At 70.2% G+C, this 16,600-nt stretch carries 11 protein-coding genes; 6 read left to right on the top strand and 5 right to left on the bottom strand.

Going from position 1 to position 16,600, the window contains the following annotated elements; all coding sequences use genetic code 11:
• The first annotated feature begins 447 nt into the window (after window positions 1-447).
• Together WMF20_RS08450 and WMF20_RS08445 are read left to right on the top strand one after the other, a co-directional pair.
• A complete protein-coding gene (locus WMF20_RS08450) occupies window positions 448-1,614 on the top strand; it encodes an acyl-CoA dehydrogenase family protein (protein WP_437612227.1) in 1,167 nt (388 codons plus the stop codon).
• A gap of 121 nt (window positions 1,615-1,735) precedes the next feature.
• Complete coding sequence (locus tag WMF20_RS08445) at window positions 1,736-2,632, top strand: SAM-dependent methyltransferase (RefSeq protein WP_437612225.1); 897 nt, start codon at window positions 1,736-1,738, stop codon at window positions 2,630-2,632.
• A gap of 85 nt (window positions 2,633-2,717) precedes the next feature.
• On the opposite strand, the gene WMF20_RS08440 is transcribed toward WMF20_RS08445, so the two are convergent.
• Window positions 2,718-3,071, bottom strand: a complete 354-nt coding sequence (locus tag WMF20_RS08440) for a DUF2834 domain-containing protein (protein WP_437612223.1) — start codon at window positions 3,069-3,071, stop codon at window positions 2,718-2,720.
• A gap of 268 nt (window positions 3,072-3,339) precedes the next feature.
• On the opposite strand from WMF20_RS08440, the gene WMF20_RS08435 reads away from it, so the two are divergent.
• The 3 genes from WMF20_RS08435 (at window position 3,340) to WMF20_RS08425 (ending at window position 7,725) form a co-directional block, all read left to right on the top strand.
• On the top strand, window positions 3,340-4,095 hold the full coding sequence (locus tag WMF20_RS08435) for a thioesterase II family protein (protein WP_437612221.1): 756 nt from the start codon (window positions 3,340-3,342) through the stop codon (window positions 4,093-4,095).
• Window positions 4,096-4,157: 62 nt separating this feature from the next.
• On the top strand, window positions 4,158-5,846 hold the full coding sequence (locus WMF20_RS08430) for a hypothetical protein (RefSeq protein ID WP_437612219.1): 1,689 nt from the start codon (window positions 4,158-4,160) through the stop codon (window positions 5,844-5,846).
• Between the two features lie 361 nt (window positions 5,847-6,207).
• Entirely contained in the window at window positions 6,208-7,725 is a 1,518-nt protein-coding gene (locus WMF20_RS08425; RefSeq protein ID WP_437612217.1) for a sigma 54-dependent Fis family transcriptional regulator, read from the top strand.
• 25 nt (window positions 7,726-7,750) lie between these two features.
• Here the strand turns inward: WMF20_RS08425 and WMF20_RS08420 are convergent, their stop codons facing one another.
• Window positions 7,751-8,185, bottom strand: coding sequence for a globin domain-containing protein (locus WMF20_RS08420; protein ID WP_437612215.1), 435 nt, complete (start codon window positions 8,183-8,185; stop codon window positions 7,751-7,753).
• A gap of 396 nt (window positions 8,186-8,581) precedes the next feature.
• Here WMF20_RS08420 and WMF20_RS08415 point away from each other — a divergent pair, with 396 nt between their 5' ends.
• On the top strand, window positions 8,582-12,505 hold the full coding sequence (locus WMF20_RS08415) for a serine/threonine-protein kinase (protein WP_437612213.1): 3,924 nt from the start codon (window positions 8,582-8,584) through the stop codon (window positions 12,503-12,505).
• A 135-nt stretch (window positions 12,506-12,640) separates the two neighbouring features.
• On the opposite strand, the gene WMF20_RS08410 is transcribed toward WMF20_RS08415, so the two are convergent.
• The 3 genes from WMF20_RS08410 to WMF20_RS08400 form a co-directional block, all read right to left on the bottom strand.
• Window positions 12,641-13,030, bottom strand: a complete 390-nt coding sequence (locus WMF20_RS08410; RefSeq protein ID WP_061624068.1) for a tautomerase family protein — start codon at window positions 13,028-13,030, stop codon at window positions 12,641-12,643.
• Window positions 13,031-13,097: 67 nt separating this feature from the next.
• Window positions 13,098-14,390: an FIST signal transduction protein gene (locus tag WMF20_RS08405; protein WP_437612211.1), complete on the bottom strand. Its 1,293-nt coding sequence runs from the start codon at window positions 14,388-14,390 to the stop codon at window positions 13,098-13,100.
• 205 nt (window positions 14,391-14,595) lie between these two features.
• Window positions 14,596-16,485 (bottom strand): D-glucuronyl C5-epimerase family protein, encoded by a 1,890-nt coding sequence (locus WMF20_RS08400; protein ID WP_437612209.1) that lies wholly within the window; start codon window positions 16,483-16,485, stop codon window positions 14,596-14,598.
• Window positions 16,486-16,600: the final 115 nt, after the last annotated feature.

The following is a 16,600-nucleotide window of genomic DNA, read 5'->3' as shown; positions in this document are numbered from 1 at the left end:
CGGCGCCACGCTTAACACAATGAGTCATTTCGATCAAGCACGGCCTTATAAAGGTGCACATGGCAAAACCGGCGTCACACCGCACAGCGCAGGCGTGATTTTACATACGCCTCGCCACGCCTTTTTGTTATATATCCGCGCCCCGCCAGGGCGCCGATAGCAGAGCGTCCATCGCGCCATACATTAGAAAACATCAAGAAAGGAGAATTCCAATCTAGGCAGCCGAATGAATCCGCTTGCAATCAAACAAAAAAGCAAATACGTTCACCCGCGCACCCCCAGCTGTAGGTTTACTGCCATCTCTCGATGGCGTTCCGCGGTCGTGCGGCGCTCGTAGTCACGGAGTTTCTGCCTCGCAGAGGCTCGTCATGAAAGGGGGGCACGAAAGGCAGCTCGCGCGGCTCGATGCGACGGAGCCTGCACGACCACAAAACGCAAGGAAGACCAATGAGCTCCACGCAATGCCATCTCAGCATTCACGACATACTCGCCTCAACGCGAGAGCTCGTCCCCGCGCTGCGCGCTTCTGCAGCCGAGGTCGAGGCAGCCCGCAAGCTCCCCGGTAGCGTATTGAGCGCCCTGGACAAGACGGGAGTGTTTCGCATGGCCATGCCCAAGGCGTGGGGCGGTCCGGAGGCCGATCCGTTCTCGCAAATCGAGGTGATAGAGAACCTCGCGCTCGGCGACGCCTCGTCGGCGTGGTGCGCGATGATCCTTTCGGGCAGCGGCTTCTACGCATCCCATCTGGAGGATAGCGTAGCGCGGCGCCTCTACGGCAAGCTCGACGTACGCCACGCCGGAAGCCTGAGATGGACCGGGAAGGCTGAGAAGGTGGCCGGAGGCTATCGGGTGACAGGGACCTGGGACTTCTGCAGCGGTTGCCACCACGCGGACTTCCTTGCGACGGGCTGTCTGGTCACCGAAAATGACAGCCCGGTTCTCAACGCGGACGGCAGCCCGCGTACCCTCTGGGCCGTCCTCCCCGCTGGAAGCTTCGAGATCCTGGACACCTGGCACACGACGGGCCTGGCGGGAAGCGGTAGCAACGACTGCAGCGCGAGCAACGTCTTCGTGCCCGAGGAGCACACCTTCAACCTGGCGGACCGCAAGCGCAGCGAGCCGCTGTACGCCTATGCCCCCCTCTTCCTGCAAACCCTGGTGGGCGTTCAGCTAGGCATCGCGCGCCACGCGATCGAGATCGCGCTCGAGCTCGCGCAGAACAAGAAGGTAATGCCGATGGGGCACAACCTGGGCACCGAGCAGAGCGTGCAGATAGCGATCGCCGAGGCGGAGGCCACGTTGGGCTCGGCCAGGAGCTACGTGCGCGATGTCGTCGGCGAGCTGTGGGATGCGCTGCAATCCGGCAACGGACCGTCGCTGAAGCAGCGCGCCAAAGGAATGCTGATGATGATCAACGCCGCACAATCGACTCGACGCGTGGTCGAATCGATGTGCGACGTGGCAGGGGCCACCGCGATCTTCGCCAAGCATCCGATCGAGCGCCTCCGGCGCGACATCATCACCGCAAACTCGCACTTCCTCTGCCAGAAGAATAGATACTCAATCATCGGCCAGGCGCTGATGGGTATCGAGCCGGCCTACCCCTACTTCTGATCTGGCAAGGACCGGGGCGGTCAGGGCGAACCGGTACGGGCTCGCCCGGTCGTCGCGAGCAACGCCGCATCGAGGGATGACTCGAATCTCTGGCCATGCGCCAGGGCACCATGAGGACGGGATGGATATACATCGGAATAGAGCGAGCTGGCGCGCGGCGCTGAGCGGGGTGTTCACGTCGGTGCACACCATCGCGAAGGGCAGGGACCCTCGCTGGTACTACAACAACCTCGGCGAGAACGTATTCACCGAGCAGTCCAAGTTCTTGAACCTCGGGTACTGGGCCGACCCAGAGACGAGGACGATGGACGCCGCGTCGACCGCGTTGGTCGACCTCGTCGCAGAGGCCGCGAAGCTCTCGGGGAGCGACGAGGTGCTGGACGTGGGCTTCGGCTTCGGCGACCAGGACATCCACTGGACAACGCGTTACTCGCCGAAGCGCATCGTCGGCATCAATGTCACAGAGAAGCAGGTAGAAGAGGCGCGCAGGCGGATCGCCGAGCTCGGGCTCGACGACCGCATCGACCTGCGCGTGGGCTCGGCGACGGACATGCGCTTCGCGCCGGAGACCTTCGACAAGGTGCTCGCCGTGGAGTCGGCCTTTCACTTCGATACGCGCGACAAATTCTTCGGCGAAGCCTTTCGGGTCCTCCGCCCGGGAGGTCGAATCACCACCGCCGACATCATCCCGCTGCCAGGGCGGGGGAGCTCCCCGCTGTTCACCCTTCGGTCGCAAGCCCCCGCGGAGAACCACTACCCTCGCGACGTCTATGCGGAGAGGCTTCGCGCCGCCGGCTTCGTGAACGTCGAGGTCCGGTCGATTCGCAAACACGTCTACGATCAGTACCTCGACCACCTGGATCGCCGCTCGGCGAGCCCCGACTTCAAGCACAAGAGCCCGTTGCTCCGGCTGCTGCTGATGAAGGAGAACCCGCTGCTCTCCTGGCTGTTCGCCTCATTCGATTACGTCATCGCATCCGGAGAGAAGCCCGGGAATATGCCCCACTCCGCCAGGTGAGCACCGCGCGCGGCCTCCCGGCGCAAGTGGCCGGTCTCTCCGGCGCGCTCCACGTAGCGCGCCGGGGGCCGCCCCGCCCGGGCCGTCAGCGTCCCCCCGCCCCTTCGAGCGCAGCGAGGCGCAGCTCGCGCGCCAGCAAGAACGCCGGGAACGTCGCCGCGAAGGCGAGCAAAAAGCTCAGCAACACATACGCCCAGACATGGCGCACGCCCACCCGCCGCCCCTCGACCACCATGAACAGTATCCCAGCCGCGGCGGCCACCGCGATGTCGACGAACACGGAAGCGCCCGCCGCGTTGACCGTGGCCGCGTCGACGAACCCCGTCGGTGAATCGAACCCCCCGGCGTTCATGAACCGTATATTGAACCACAAAACGCCGGCAGCGCCGATCAGCGTGAGCGCGGCATACAGTACGATACGAATTTTTCGTGTGTTCATGGCGATGTCTCTATGGGAACACCTAACATAGAATACATTTCCTCGTCAATGGACCTGAGATACCGGCGAGCATCGAAATCGTGTGCGAGGCTGGATGGATAGAATCGGCGCCCCATTGGTCGTGGCGCCGGCATCGGGATGCCGCCTTCGCCGTGAGGTCGTATCGCCTCTCACGGAGCCGGTTGACGCGAATCGCAACCAATGCAAATGGCTTTGACCATGATCGCTCTCGCGCGAGAGGCACGATCATCTTGCACCGGAGGTCTACATGGAGAAGAATCCCTGGCTGTCGCACTGGACCGCGCGGACGGACGCGAAGCTTCGCCTTTTCTGCTTCCCCTACGCCGGCGCCGGCGGGGCCATATATCGAGACTGGGCGAAGAGCCTACCGGCGCATATCGACGTCTGCCCGATAGAGCCTCCGGGGCGATTCGCTCGGTCCAAGGAGAAGCAACCTCGCTCGATGTCGGAGTTCATCGACGGCATCGAGCGGGGGCTGGATGACATGCTCGACCTGCCGTTCGCGTGTTTTGGATACAGCCTGGGAGCGCTGATGGCCTTCGAATGGGCCCGTTCTCTCCGCAGGCGCCGTGGGATCGAGCCGACATGCATGGTCGTCGCCGCGAGCAGAGCCCCTCACGTACCCGCCCGCCTGCCGCCGATCTCTCACCTCCCCGCGAGCGAGTTCCTGCGGCGTGTGCAGCAGAGGTACGGGGCGTTCGATCGTGTGATCCAGGAGGACCCTGAGCTGCTGCAGCTCGTCGGCAAGATCATGCAGGTCGATCTGGAGGTGCTGGAGCGCTACGAGTGCGGAGGCGAAGCGCCGTTCACCTGTCCGTTCACTGCCATCGGCGGTACCGACGATCCTGGGGCGAAGCGGGAAGACCTGGATGCGTGGGGTAGCCATACGGTGGGCGGATGCGACGTGCGGATGGTGGACGGAGACCACTTCTTTATCCGTACACGCGGCCAGGAGCTCTTGGACGCCGTCCGGTCCGCGGTGCAGGCGCCCGGCGCGGCCTGACGCGCCGGGCAGCATCTATGATCGACACCATTACAGACAGCTGAACCACGAGGATGTGCCTGATGTCTAACGCAACACGATGTCGACCCAGGACGCTGGCCGGCCTGGCCACGCTGGTCCTCGCTTTCACCGGAGCGTGCGGGAGCACGGACGACGACATAGAGCCGGTGGTCACGGGCGGCTGCGGGGAGACTGAGCTTTCCAGTACGTGGGAAGGAATTCAGCGAGTCATCCTCGCTGGCTACCAATGCAGCAACGCCACGTGCCACGGCGGCGCAAGCGCTCCGGCGGGAGGCCTCGATCTCCGGCCGGAGGCAGCGTATGCGAGCCTGGTCAACGTACCGGCGAACGCGCCGCTTCAGACCGAGACCGGCGTGACGCTGCGCCTCTACCCGGGCGAACAGGAGCTGAGCGCGTTCTACAAGAAGATCGAGGCGGCGACGCTGGGCGTCTCCTTGCCTGCAGAGTTCGGCGCGCCGATGCCACCGCCGCCGACGTCACCCGTCTCCAAGGAGCACCTGGAAGCCCTGCGGCTGTGGATCCGGGCCGGAGCGCCCGAGACGGGGATCGTACAAGGAACCGAACGGCGCCTCGGATGCGACCTGCCCGACGACTTCGACGCGAACAAGCTCCCCCCTCTCGCCCCCCCACCCGCGGGCGAGGGTCTTCAGTTCTACTCGTCGGGCTGGCATGTGCCCGCCGGAAGTGAGCATGAGGTATGCTACGCGACGTACTACGATTTCACGACCGAGGCCGGGGAGATACCGGCCTGGGCTGAGGCTCCATGCAGGCCCGAGGCCGGCGGCCCGGAGGAGACCTGCTTGGCCATCAATGAGAACCTGCTGCACCAGGACCCGCAGTCGCATCACAGCATCATCTATTCTGTCAGGGCCGTAGTGGAGCCGGACGACGCGTCGTGGGGACAGTGGACCTGCCTGGGAGGCGATCTCGCCGGGGCGCCATGCGACCCGACAATGCGAGGCGTCTCGGCGTCGCAGGGCGGCGCCGACTGCGGGCCCCGCAGCGCCTGCACGTCGCCGCCGAGAGACTCGGTCGCTTGCTGGGACTACCTTCCGTCGATCGCCATGAGCCCCGAGCTGCTCACACCTGTCGGAGGCGCACAGGAGCCCGTGAGCGGCGGTCCGCTGCACGAGGGGGTGTACGACACCCTGCCCCGCAGAGGATACATCTTCTGGAACTCGCACGGATTCAACCTTACACGCAAAGACACGACCATCGAGCACTATCTCAACCTGCGCTTTGCGCGCCCCGAGTCGCGCAAGTTCATGTTCCAGGGCTTCGGCGACAGCAGGTTCATCTTCGCGATGGATGTCCCTCCGTTCGAGAGCCGGGAGTACTGCGCCGGCTTCACGCTGCCACGATATTCCAGGGTCACCGATATATCCTCTCATATGCACCAACGCGGAGTGCAGTGGAGGACCTGGGAGCCCCCTCAGGATCCGGAGTGCAGCCCGGACAACGGATGCCTCCCGAACGATGATCCTCCGGACTACACCAGCACGATCTATAGCGATCCGGTCAGGAAGGAGTATGAGACGCCCCTCGCCCTGGACGAGGAAGACGACGCGTCCCGCACATTCAAGTACTGCGCTGTCTTCGACAACGGACTGAGGGATCCTGCGACCGTGAAGCGCTGCGAGGACGGACGCCCGTGCAATCTGGTGGGCGGCTACACGACGGATGACGAGATGCTGTTCTTCATCGGCCACTACTATATCGACGAGCCGTAGGGATCCCGCGTCTCCCGCGGCGCCGCGTCCACCGGAGGTGAAGAGGAAGGCGAGACCGGCGCGGAGGAGGACGGCGCGCCGGACGAGCGACCGAGGCGCGCGGCGCCGTCCGCGCCCGCGCCGGCCTCTCCGCGCCGCACGATCCGCCTCGTCCTCGCGGAGCACGTCAGGCTCGGCGGGGGAGAGTCTCTCCAGGGGCAACTCCGGCCACCCCGCGCGCGCACGCCCACGCGCACGCCCAGCCGCCGCCTCCACGGCAGCGGCTGCCCGCGCAGCGCGGATGGGCCCGGCCCGCCCCCCGGAACGTTACCGATGTCGGAGTCGGCCTCCCGTGATAAAATCACGCTCCGGAATCTCCTCCGTGACGTCCACGACGACCCTGACCGATCGAAGCCTCCTGTGGGGCCGGAACGACCTAGAGCCGGCCCCGGAGTTCTTCCACCTGGTCATCGCCTGGTCGCGCGAGGAGCCGCACCGCGTCGGGGAGGCGGCGCTCGTCGAGGGGCGCTGCGTGCTCGGCCGCGGCGGGCCGCAGTCCCAGGACAGCGCGCCGCGCCTCGCCTTCCACCGTCAGCGGCCGGTGGGCTGGGCCATGATGCCGCCGCTGGAAGGCCCGCGGATCTCGCGCCTCCAGCTCGAGCTCACGCCCACCGAGGACGGGCTGCTCGCCGTCCGCTCGATCGGGCGCTGCCCCCTGCTCATCAACGGCACGCCCGCGACGCAGGGCCTCGTGAAGGCCGGCGACACGCTCACCCTGCACAACGCCCTCGTGCTGTTCGTGGTGCGGCGGCGGTGGAGCCTCGAGGTGATCCAGGCGCTCAAGGAGGCGCCGCGGTTCTCGTTCGGCGACGCCGACACGCACGGGATCGTCGGGGAGAGCCCGGCCGTGTGGGCGCTGCGCGGCGCCCTCGCGTTCGCGGCGCAGTCCGGCAACCACGTGCTCGTGCGCGGCGAGAGCGGCGCCGGAAAAGAGCTCGCCGCGCGCGCCATCCACGCGCTCTCCCGCCGCCGCGCGGACGTGTTCGTCGCGCGCAACGCCGCGACCTTCCCCGAGGGGCTGGTCGACGCCGAGCTGTTCGGGACGGCCAAGGGCTACCCCAACGTCGGCAGCCCCGAGCGCCCCGGGCTCATCGGCGAGGCGGACGGCGGCACCCTCTTCCTCGACGAGATCGGCGAGCTCCCGCCGCACCTGCAGGCCCACCTGCTGCGGGTGCTCGACCGCGACGGCGAGTACCAGCGGCTCGGCGAGTCGCGCGTGCGCCGCTCGGATCTGCGCGTCATCGCGGCGACGAACCGCCCCGTCGAGTCGCTGAAGCACGACTTCCTCGCGCGATTCCTCATCACCGTGAGCGTCCCCGGGCTGCCCGATCGCCGCGAGGACATCCCGCTGCTCCTGCGGCACCTGCTCGCCGCGGCCGCGCGGGAGAGCCCGGAGCTGACCGAGCGCTTCTTCGAGCGCCGCGGCGAGCGGCTCGCCGAGCCGCGGATCGCGCCGGCGCTCATCGAGGCGCTGCTCCGCCACCCCTACACGCACCACCTGCGCGAGCTGGAGCGGCTCATGTGGATCGCCCTCGGGTCGAGCCACGACAACTTCCTCGCCCTCACGCCCGATCTCTGCGCGGTGCTCCGCCCGGAGGCGGGCGACGCCAAGACGGATCCCCGGGCCGGCCCCAAGACGGATCCAGGCAAGTCGATCCCGCCCCAGCCGTCCGACTCCGGCTCGCTCGGGCGCGCCGAGATCGAGGCCGCGCTCGCGGAGGCGCAGGGCAGCGTGACGACCGCGGCGCGCCTCCTCGGGCTGAAGAACCGCTTCGCCCTCTACCGGCTCATGAAGCGCCACGGCATCGCCGGGCCGGACGAAGAGGCGAGCGAGGGCTGAGCCAGCGCGGGCGGCGGCGCCCGCCTCACGCGCCCGGCGCGACCCGGGCGGGCGCGCGCTCGCCGGCGCGCATCCGGGCGGCGATGACGCGGTAGGCGCGGGTCCACGCGTCCCGGTGCGCCTCGGTCCAGTCCGCGGCGCTCACCTCGGACAGCGCCGCGACGAGCGCCTCGCCGAACCACTCGTACATCTCCGGGGTCACGCCGTAGGCCGCGTGCTGGGCGCCGAGCCGCGCGAGCTTCTCGGTGAGCCAGACGTCGTCCTCGAGGTGGTCGAGCACCGCCATGAGCGCCCGCTCGAACATCGTGCCCTGCGCCCCGGGGCTGTTGCGGGTGAAGAGCCGCCTCGCCTGCGGGTACCGCTCGAACAGGGCCCGATACACGAGGCGAGGGAACTCCTGATCACGCTGCACGACGAGCTCGAAGCTGTCGCGCAGCAACTCGGCATCATGGGACGACATGAAGGAACGCCCCTCCGTCGGGGTGAGCATCGATCCCGCGACCAGCATCGTTCGTGCCGCGAAACATCCGCCGACGCGCGCGGCTCGCCGGTCCGGCCGCGGCCCACGCCCCGTGCGCGCACGCCGCAGGGCGTGTGCGCGCACGCCTCCACGTGCACACCTGGACACAAATGCGTCCACTGACACACCGCTCGCTGTAGTGCAATGCCGGCCCCAGCAACAAGGCAACGACCGATCCGCCGGGCGGTCCAGTTGGGTATCCTCGCATGCGCGCCGGGCGGTCACGCCGCGCGCTCGGCGCGGCCGTGGTGGTGGAGGGCTCGATCCGTGTCGTTCCTCGAAGGTTCTCTGGTTGCGGGTCGGTTCCTCATCGAAACGCTGGCCAGGCGGGGCGGCATGGGGGAGGTATTTCGCGCCCGGGACGTGACGACGGGCGCGCCGGTGGCCCTCAAGCTGCTGCACGCGGACGCCGCGCGCTCGGAGGAGACCGAGCGTTTCCTGCGGGAGGCGCGGTTCCTGGCCGATCTCAGGCACCCCGCCATCGTCGCGTACCTCGCGCACGGAAAAGCCCAGGACGGCCGGCCTTTTCTCGCGATGGAGTGGCTGTCGGGGAAGGACCTCGGCGAGCGCCTCGACGGCGGGCCGCTGCGCATCTCCGAGTGCGTGACGCTGCTCACGCGGGTCGCCGACGCGCTCGCCGTCGCCCACGGCCGGGGCGTGGTCCACCGCGACATCAAGCCGAGCAACCTGTTCTTGCGAGACGAGCGCGTCGACGGCGTCACGGTGCTCGATTTCGGCATCGCGCGCTGGGCGGCGGCCGGCATGACCCTCACGGGGACCGGGCGCTTCGTCGGCACCCCCGGCTACATGGCGCCGGAGCAAGCGCGCGGCGACCGCGAGCTCGGGCCGGCCGTCGACGTCTTCGCCCTCGGGTGCGTCCTCTTCGAGTGCCTGACCGGGAAGCACCTGTTCGCCGGCCGGGATCTGGTGGGCGTGCTCGCGAAGATCCTGTTCGACGACGTCCCCCCGGTCGGCTCGCTGCGCCCGGACACGCCGCCCGCGCTGGCGGAGCTGCTCGCGCGGATGCTCGACAAGGATCCTCAGCGGCGCCCGCGCGACGCCGCGGCGCTCCGCGAGCAGCTCGCCGCCCTGACGCTGCTGGAGGAGGGCGACGAGGCGCCAGCGCCGGTGCTCGCGGCGCCGCCGACGCCCCGGGCGCTCACCGGCGAGGCGATGCAGCTGCTCAGCGTCGTCCTCGCCGTGCCGGCCTCCGGCCACCCCAGCGAGACGCTGCCGCCATCCACGGCCCAGACCTGGGCCCGCCCGACGCGCGACGCCCTGCGCTTCCGGCTCGCGCGCCTCGGCGGCCGCGCCGAGTGGCTGGCGGACGGCTCGCTGATCGTGATCGTGTCGCCGGCGAGCAGCGCGGTGGATCAGGTCTCGACGGCCGCCCGCTGCGCCCTCGAGGTGCAGCAGCACTGGCCCGAGGCCCGCATCGCGCTGACCACCGGCCGCGGGCTGCTCCAGGGCGGCGTCCCCGCCGGAGAGGCGATCGACCGGGCGGTGGCGCTCTTGCGCGGCGCGGAGCCGACGGTGACGGCCGAGCCCGACCCGCAGGGCGCCGCGCTCGAGCCGGGGATCTGGCTGGACGAGCTGAGCTCGAGGCTGCTCGAGCCGCGCTTCCTGATCACGACGCTGGGCGGGCAGCTGGCCTTGACCGGCGAGCGCGCGAGCGTCGACGAGTCGCGCCCGCTGCTCGGCCGCCCGACGCCCTGCGTCGGCCGCGAGCAGGAGCTCTCGATGCTGCTCGGCGCGATCGACGGGTGCATCGAGGAGGCGGCGCCGTCCGGCGCGCTCGTGATCGGGGCGCCCGGCATGGGCAAATCGCGCCTGCGGCACGAGCTGCTCCGGCGCCTCCGCGCCCGGTCGCCCGGCCTCGAGGTGCTGTTCGCGAGCGGCGCGCCGATGAGCGCCGGCTCGCCCCACGCCCTGCTCGGCGAGGCGCTCCGCCGCCTCTGCGACGTGCAGGTCGGGGATCCCCCCGCGGCGCAGGAGGCCAAGATCCGCCGGCGCGTCGGCCAGCGCGTCCCGCCGGCCGACGCCGAGCGGGTGAGCGAGTTCATCGCGGCCCTGTGCGGCATCGCGGTCGAGCGGCCGAGCGCCTCGCTGAGCGCCGCGCGCAGCGATCCGAAGATCATGAGCGAGCAGATCCGCCGCGCCTTCGTGGATCTGCTGAGCGCCGAGGCCGCGGCGCGCCCTTGCCTCCTCGTGCTGGAGGACCTGCACTGGGGCGACGCGGCCACGGTCAAGCTCGTCGACGCCGCCCTGCTCGAGCTGCGCGAGCGCGCCTTCTTCGTGCTGGCCTTCGCGCGCCGCGAGGTGCACGACGTGTTTCCGAAGCTGTGGCAGGGGCGGGTCGTGCACCGGGTCCCGCTCGCCGGACTGACGAAGAAGGCGGCCGAGCGGCTGGTGGTCGCGGTGCTCGGCGCCGAGGTCCCGCCCAGCCTGGTGGCGCGCATCGTCGAGCAGGCCGCGGGCAACGCGCTGTTCCTGGAGGAGCTGATCCGCGCGGTGGTCGAGGGCAAGACCGAGGGGCAGCCCGCCACGGTGCTGGCGATGCTCCAGGCCAGGCTGTCCTGCCTCGAGCCGGAGGCGCGCAAGGTGCTCTGCAGCGCGAGCGTGTTCGGGCAGACGTTCTGGCGCAGCGGCGTGCTCGCCATGCTCGGGCAAGAGCGCGCGGCGGCCGGCGGCGACGGGGCGGATCGATGGCTGGAGAGCCTGGTCCGCTCCGAGATGGTGGAGGTGCAGTGGAGCAGCCGGTTCCCCGGCGACGCGGAGTACCGGTTTCGCCACGTCCTCGTGCGCGACGCCGCGTACGGCCTCCTCGCTGCGGAGGATCGGCGGCTCGGCCACCAGCTCGCCGGGGCGCACCTGGAGCAGGCGGGGGAGGCGGACCCCATGGTGCTGGCCGAGCACGCGCACCTCGGCGGGGATCTCGAGCGCGCCGCGCTGTATTACCTGCGAGCGGCCGAGCAGTCGTACCGGAGCAACGATTACGACGGCATGCTCTCGCGCGTCGAGCGCGGCATCGCCTGCGGGCCGCGCGGCGACATCCTGGGCCGGCTCCTCGGGATGAAGCTCGACGTCTGCTTCCTGCGCGAGGACTGGGACGTGGGCCTGGAGATCGGCAAAGAGGCCCTGTCGCTCTTGCCGCGGGGGAGCGTCGCCTGGAACAGGGCGGTGGGCCGGCTGGTGGTGATGACCGGCCACCTCGGCCTGGCGGACGACCTGGAGCCCCTCGTGAACGCGATCATGAGCAGCGAGCCCGAGCCCGGGGGCGAGGCGGCGTGCTGCATGCCCGTGGCGACGGCGATCACGGCCCTGAGCCACTGGGGCATGCGCGATCTGTCGCTGCGCCTCCTGGCGCGCCTGGAGCAGCTCGCGACCCGCGTGCCCGAGAGCGAGGAGCTCGCGCACGCGCAGCTGCGCTACAGCCGCTCCACGTTCTTGCGGCTCCTCGGGGACGATCCCTGGCAGGCGTACGAGGACGCGCGGCGCGCGGAGGAGGTCTTCTTCGAGGTGAGCCCCTGGCGCTGGCGCGAGTTCGCGGCGAGCTCGACCGCGCTCTCGATGGCGGAGCTCGGCGAGCACGCCGAGGCGGAGCGCAAGCTGCGGGAGTCGCTGGAGCGCACGCTGCGCATCAACGACGCTTTCACGGTCTCCAGCGTCCGTGTGTGGCTGTTGATCCTCCTCTCGGAGTGCTGCGCGCCGGAGCACCTGGACGAGATCACGGACCTGGCGAACCAGCTCATCGAGATCGGCGCCATGGAGGCGACCGTGGGGCCGGCGCACGGCGCGCTGGCGCGGGTCCTCGTGGCGCGGGGCCGCTTCCCGGAGGCGCGCGAGGAGGCGGAGAAGGCGCTCGCGGTCCTGCAGCGAGACCGGTTTTACCGGCCGCTGGTCTACCGGACGCTCATCCAGGCGCTGCTCCGGGAGGGGCGCGCGGAGGCCGCCCGGCAGGCCTCGGAGGAGGGGCTGGGCTGCCTCGCGGCGCTCGGCGGCTCGCTGGGGTACAGCGAGATCCCGCTGCGCCTCGCGGTCAGCGAGGCGCAGCTCGCCGGCGGGGACACGGCGCGCGCGCGGGCCGCGATCGAGCAGGCGCTGCGCGCGGTCGAGGAGCGCGCCCGGAAGATCCCCGACGCGGCCGTGCGGCTCCGCTACATGGAGCAGGTGCCGGCGAACGCGCGGGTGAGGGAGCTCGCGCGCGCGTGGCTCGGGCGCGACGTCGAGCGGCCGCCCAGCGGCGAGCGGACGGCGTGAAGCGACAGAAGAGACCGCAAGGGCGCAAGGGTACAGAGATGGAATTGGATCCGTCTCTTCCCCTTGCGTCCCTTGCGACCTTGCGGTCCTCTTCCCATGAATCGATTTTCACGGGATTTCAGCGAGATCGGCGCGCTAGACGTTGACCTTGTAGTTCAGCTTGACCTCGTCCCCGTGCATGCCGCGGAACCCCCAGTCGTGGGGCGGCGACTCCGAGATGCAGATCTCGATGTCCTGGTGATCGATGCCGACCTCGTCCCGGATCCTGTCGAACAGGAGCCGCACGAGCTTCTTCTTCGTCTCCACGGTGCGCCCGGTCATCATCGAGATCTCGATGATCGTATACGCGTCGGTGCGACCGCCCGGCGCCAGCATGTCCTCGCGCTCCATCGGGAAGAAGCGGTGCGCCCGCTTGTCCTGCGGCATCCCCAGCGCCTCCATGACGCAGGCGTGGATCACCCGCGACAGCTTCTCCTTCACCGGGTTGAGCCGGTCCTTGATCCCGTAAATCTTCACCTGAGACATCGAATCACTCCTGGAGCGGCGCTATCGCCGCCGTACGCCGCGGCTTCATCTACGCCGATTACGCCGATTACGCCGATTGCCCGAACAGGACCACGGCGATCGACAGGTTCGCGTGCTGGTTCTTGCCGCGGACGAAGCACCCCTGCTCTCCGAACGTGAACATGCCGAGGAACGGCGTCGGCCCCAGCGCGGCGCTCATCCCCTGGACCACGCGGCCGATGTCGTCGCGCACCGCGAGCATGCACCCGGCGCAGAAGATCACGAGCGCGCCCTGCGGCTGGAACGAAGGCCGCGCGGCCTCCAGCGCGGCGCCCGCGACGGCCGTGATGCGATCGAGCAGGCCCTCTCTCGACCCCTTCATGAGCACGAGCTCGTCGCCCTCGCTGATGTGCACGCCGAACGTCAGCGCGTTGTCCTGGTCCACCGCGTTCGGGTGGATGAGCAGGAACTGGGGGGCCTTGCCGGCCCAGCCGGAAGGCCGGCCGAGCGGGCTGAGCGCGCTCTCCGCCGCGATGGAACCGCCGCCGAGCTGCGCGGCGAACCTGCCGCCGGTCCACCGGTTGTAGACCTCCGCCGCCGGCTGCCCGTCGATCTCGGGCACCCGCCGCCCCTCCGAGCGCGTGACCCAGCCCCGGTGCTCGGTCGGCGTGTAGCCGGAGCCGAACGCATAGGCGATCTCGCCCGACGGGTACAACGCCGACAGCAGCACCGCGTCGCGGTGCGCCTGCCCGCGCCCGAGCTGCGACAGCGCCCCGTCGAGCGAGTTCGCCCCGGAGGTGCCGCCGAACACCGGCACGTCGGCCCCGACCGCATCCTCGATCCCGCAGAGGACCTGCTCCTCCACCCCGAGCGGCGCGGTCAGCCAGAACAGCGCCGGCGGCTTGCCCGCCCGGCCGGCGTCCTCCATCGCGCGGCGCGCCGCGCGGGCGGCGGCGGCGCGCGGCGACTCCCCGATCGGCTCGGCCGCCGCGCCGTACGCGCCCCGCGCATCCGCGATGCCGAACAGCGCCAGGCCGGCGCCCGGCGCGCCGTGGACGCCGGCGGCGGTCATCACCGAGAGGCAGGAGCTCGACCCGTGGACCCGCACCGAGGGCGGAAGCGCCGCCGTGACGCGCGCGAGCTCGCCGAGATCGTGGCCCTCGGTGTAGCTCAGGAAGAGATGATCCGGCTCGCCGCCGAGGCCCGCGCGGAGCGCGGCCAGGGCCTCGGCGAACGCGACGCCCGTCGAGCCCGCCGTCGAGGACGCAGAGGCCATCTTCATCGCCCCCGCCGCCGCTTCCGCGCCCGCGCGGCCCGCCCGCGGAGCCTCGTTTGCGCCGGAGAGCGCGCCGGTCCCACTGTCCACGTCGTCGTTGCTCATCGGATCTGGACCTCCTGCGGCGCCCCCCGGTCGGGTCGATCACGCAGGATCCCTATACACCACCCCGCGCCGGGCTCGCCCGGTTTCGACCGCTGGCGGGGAGTGCCCCGCGGGCGCGACCACGGGGTCTCCAGCGCTGAGCCCGGTAGAGCGCCGCGGTGTCGCGGCGCGCGCTCCAGAGCGCCGCCGGCCCGCCAGCGCGCGCTCATTCCTCGGGATCGTCGCCCTTGGGCCCGGACTGCCCCGCTGCGGGCTCGTCGCTCTCCTCGCCGTCCTCCTCGGCGACCCCGGCGTCCGCCGCGCCCGCGCTCGTCGCCTCCGCGGCGAGCGCCATCCGCTCGGCGAGGGGCCGCTCGGGGAGCGTCAGCAGCGGCCCGTCGCCGAGCTCGCCGAACATGTTGAGGTACGCGTTCATCGCGTGGCACACCGAGTCGGTGCGCACGTAGCGGTCCCGCACGCTCCAGAACACCCCGCCGGCGGCCGCCTTCGGGTTCTTCACCATGAAGGAGCTCTCGGGCCCGTAGGTGTATTGCAAGATCTGCCGGATCGCCGCGACCACCGCGTCTTTGTACCGGTCGCAGCCCGCCATGCCCTTCGTTCGGCAGTGGTGATGGACCTCCGACATCACCTCGGCGAGCCACCCGCTCCCGCTGCTCGAGAGCGACCGCTGCCAGCGGCCGTACCGGTAGGCGTCCTCGGGCCTGCGCCACTGCCGCTTCACGAGGTCGTCGGCGCAGCGGAACACGGTCTGCTCGACCCGCGGATCGCCGCTCGCCTTGGCGAAGTCGAGCAGCGACTGGACCGCCCACGAGCTCGAGATCGGGTTGGGCTTCCTGTACTCGTCGCCGAGGAAACAGCCCTTCTTGGCGATCCTGGCGAGCAGGAAGTCCGCGGTCTGGGCCGCGGCGTCGAGGTACCTCTTGTTGTTCGTGGCCCGGTAGGTGCGCGACAGCGCGGAGAGGACCTGTCCCGTGTAGAGCGTCGACTCCTTCCCCTGGACCTTCCACGCGCCGCCCTCTTGCCCGACCAGGGCCGAGCGCACGCTGCCGTCCGGCCGCTGCATCGAGATCAGCCAGTCGGCCGCGAGGACGGCGGACTCCAGGTACTTCTTCTCCTTCGTGACGTTGTAGAGCTCGATCAGCGTGAAGATCGACTTCGACGCCGTGCCGACGACCAGCCGGCGCTCGGGGCGCTTCCGCTCCAGATCGAACGCGTAGAAGTAGGCGCCGGCCGTCCGATCGCGCGTCTCGTGGCTCTGCATGCCCATCACGAAGCCGGCGGCCTCGATCGCCGTGCGGAGCAGGCGCGGGTCGGGCTTGTAGGCGTGCAGCTTCAGCAGGGTCAGCGCCGTGGACGCGGTGTAGATCGTGTGGAGCTCGTCCTCGAACCGGTCGGCGGGCGCGTGGTAGTACTTGTGAACCCCCTTGTGCGTCGGATCGATGACGCGCGAGAGATAGCCTTTGCCGTCCTCGATGCGTTTCGCGAGGAGGGCCTTGTCGAGGGCGCGGACCGGCACGAGCCCCTGGGTGAGCTCGAGGCCCTTCCCCTTGCGCTCGACGCTCTCGATCATCGACTCGTGATGATCCGGCAGCTCCACGACGAGCCGCGCGCCGGCGAGCGCCTCGCGCGCGCCCCCCGCCGCGGCCACGGCCCGTCGCGCGGCCTCCTTCAGCGCGACGCAGAGCCCCGCGTCCGACGCCTCCCCGCGGGCGATCTGCTTCCCTTCCTGGAACCCCATCACGACGGCGCGGAAGGGCCGTTTGGACGACAGGGACAGATCGCACGTCACCTTGTCGCCGCCCGCGGCCACCTGGCGGACGAAGGCGACGGTGCGATCGCGGAAGGTGTCGTTGTCGAGCTCGGCGCCCGCGCCGCCGCCCGCCGGGACCTGGATCGCCGGGTCGGGCACCCGGGGCAGATTCGCCGCGATCTGGGCCGCGAAGCGGTCGTCGCCCTGGGTCGCGGCGGCCTTCCGGACCTCCGGGGCGCCGGTCGACGCGGCCGGCGCGGCGGCGTCGGGCTTCCCGGCCGCGGCCTCCTCGGCGGGCTTGCGGCTATCGCAACCGATCGCGAGCGCGGAGGACACGGCGGCCACGGCCAAAAGGGTTGCGGTGGAGAGGGCGCGTGAAGACGGCATGGACAAGTACCCCGGAAGCAGCGATATCGACGCGTACCAAGAACCCCGAGGCCCCGCAAGGCCGAACGGGGAT

Source organism: Sorangium sp. So ce834, assembly GCF_051521425.1.
Taxonomy (GTDB): Bacteria; Myxococcota_A; Polyangia; order Polyangiales; family Polyangiaceae; genus Sorangium; species Sorangium cellulosum_D.
This window is presented reverse-complemented; position numbering and strand designations above follow the sequence as displayed.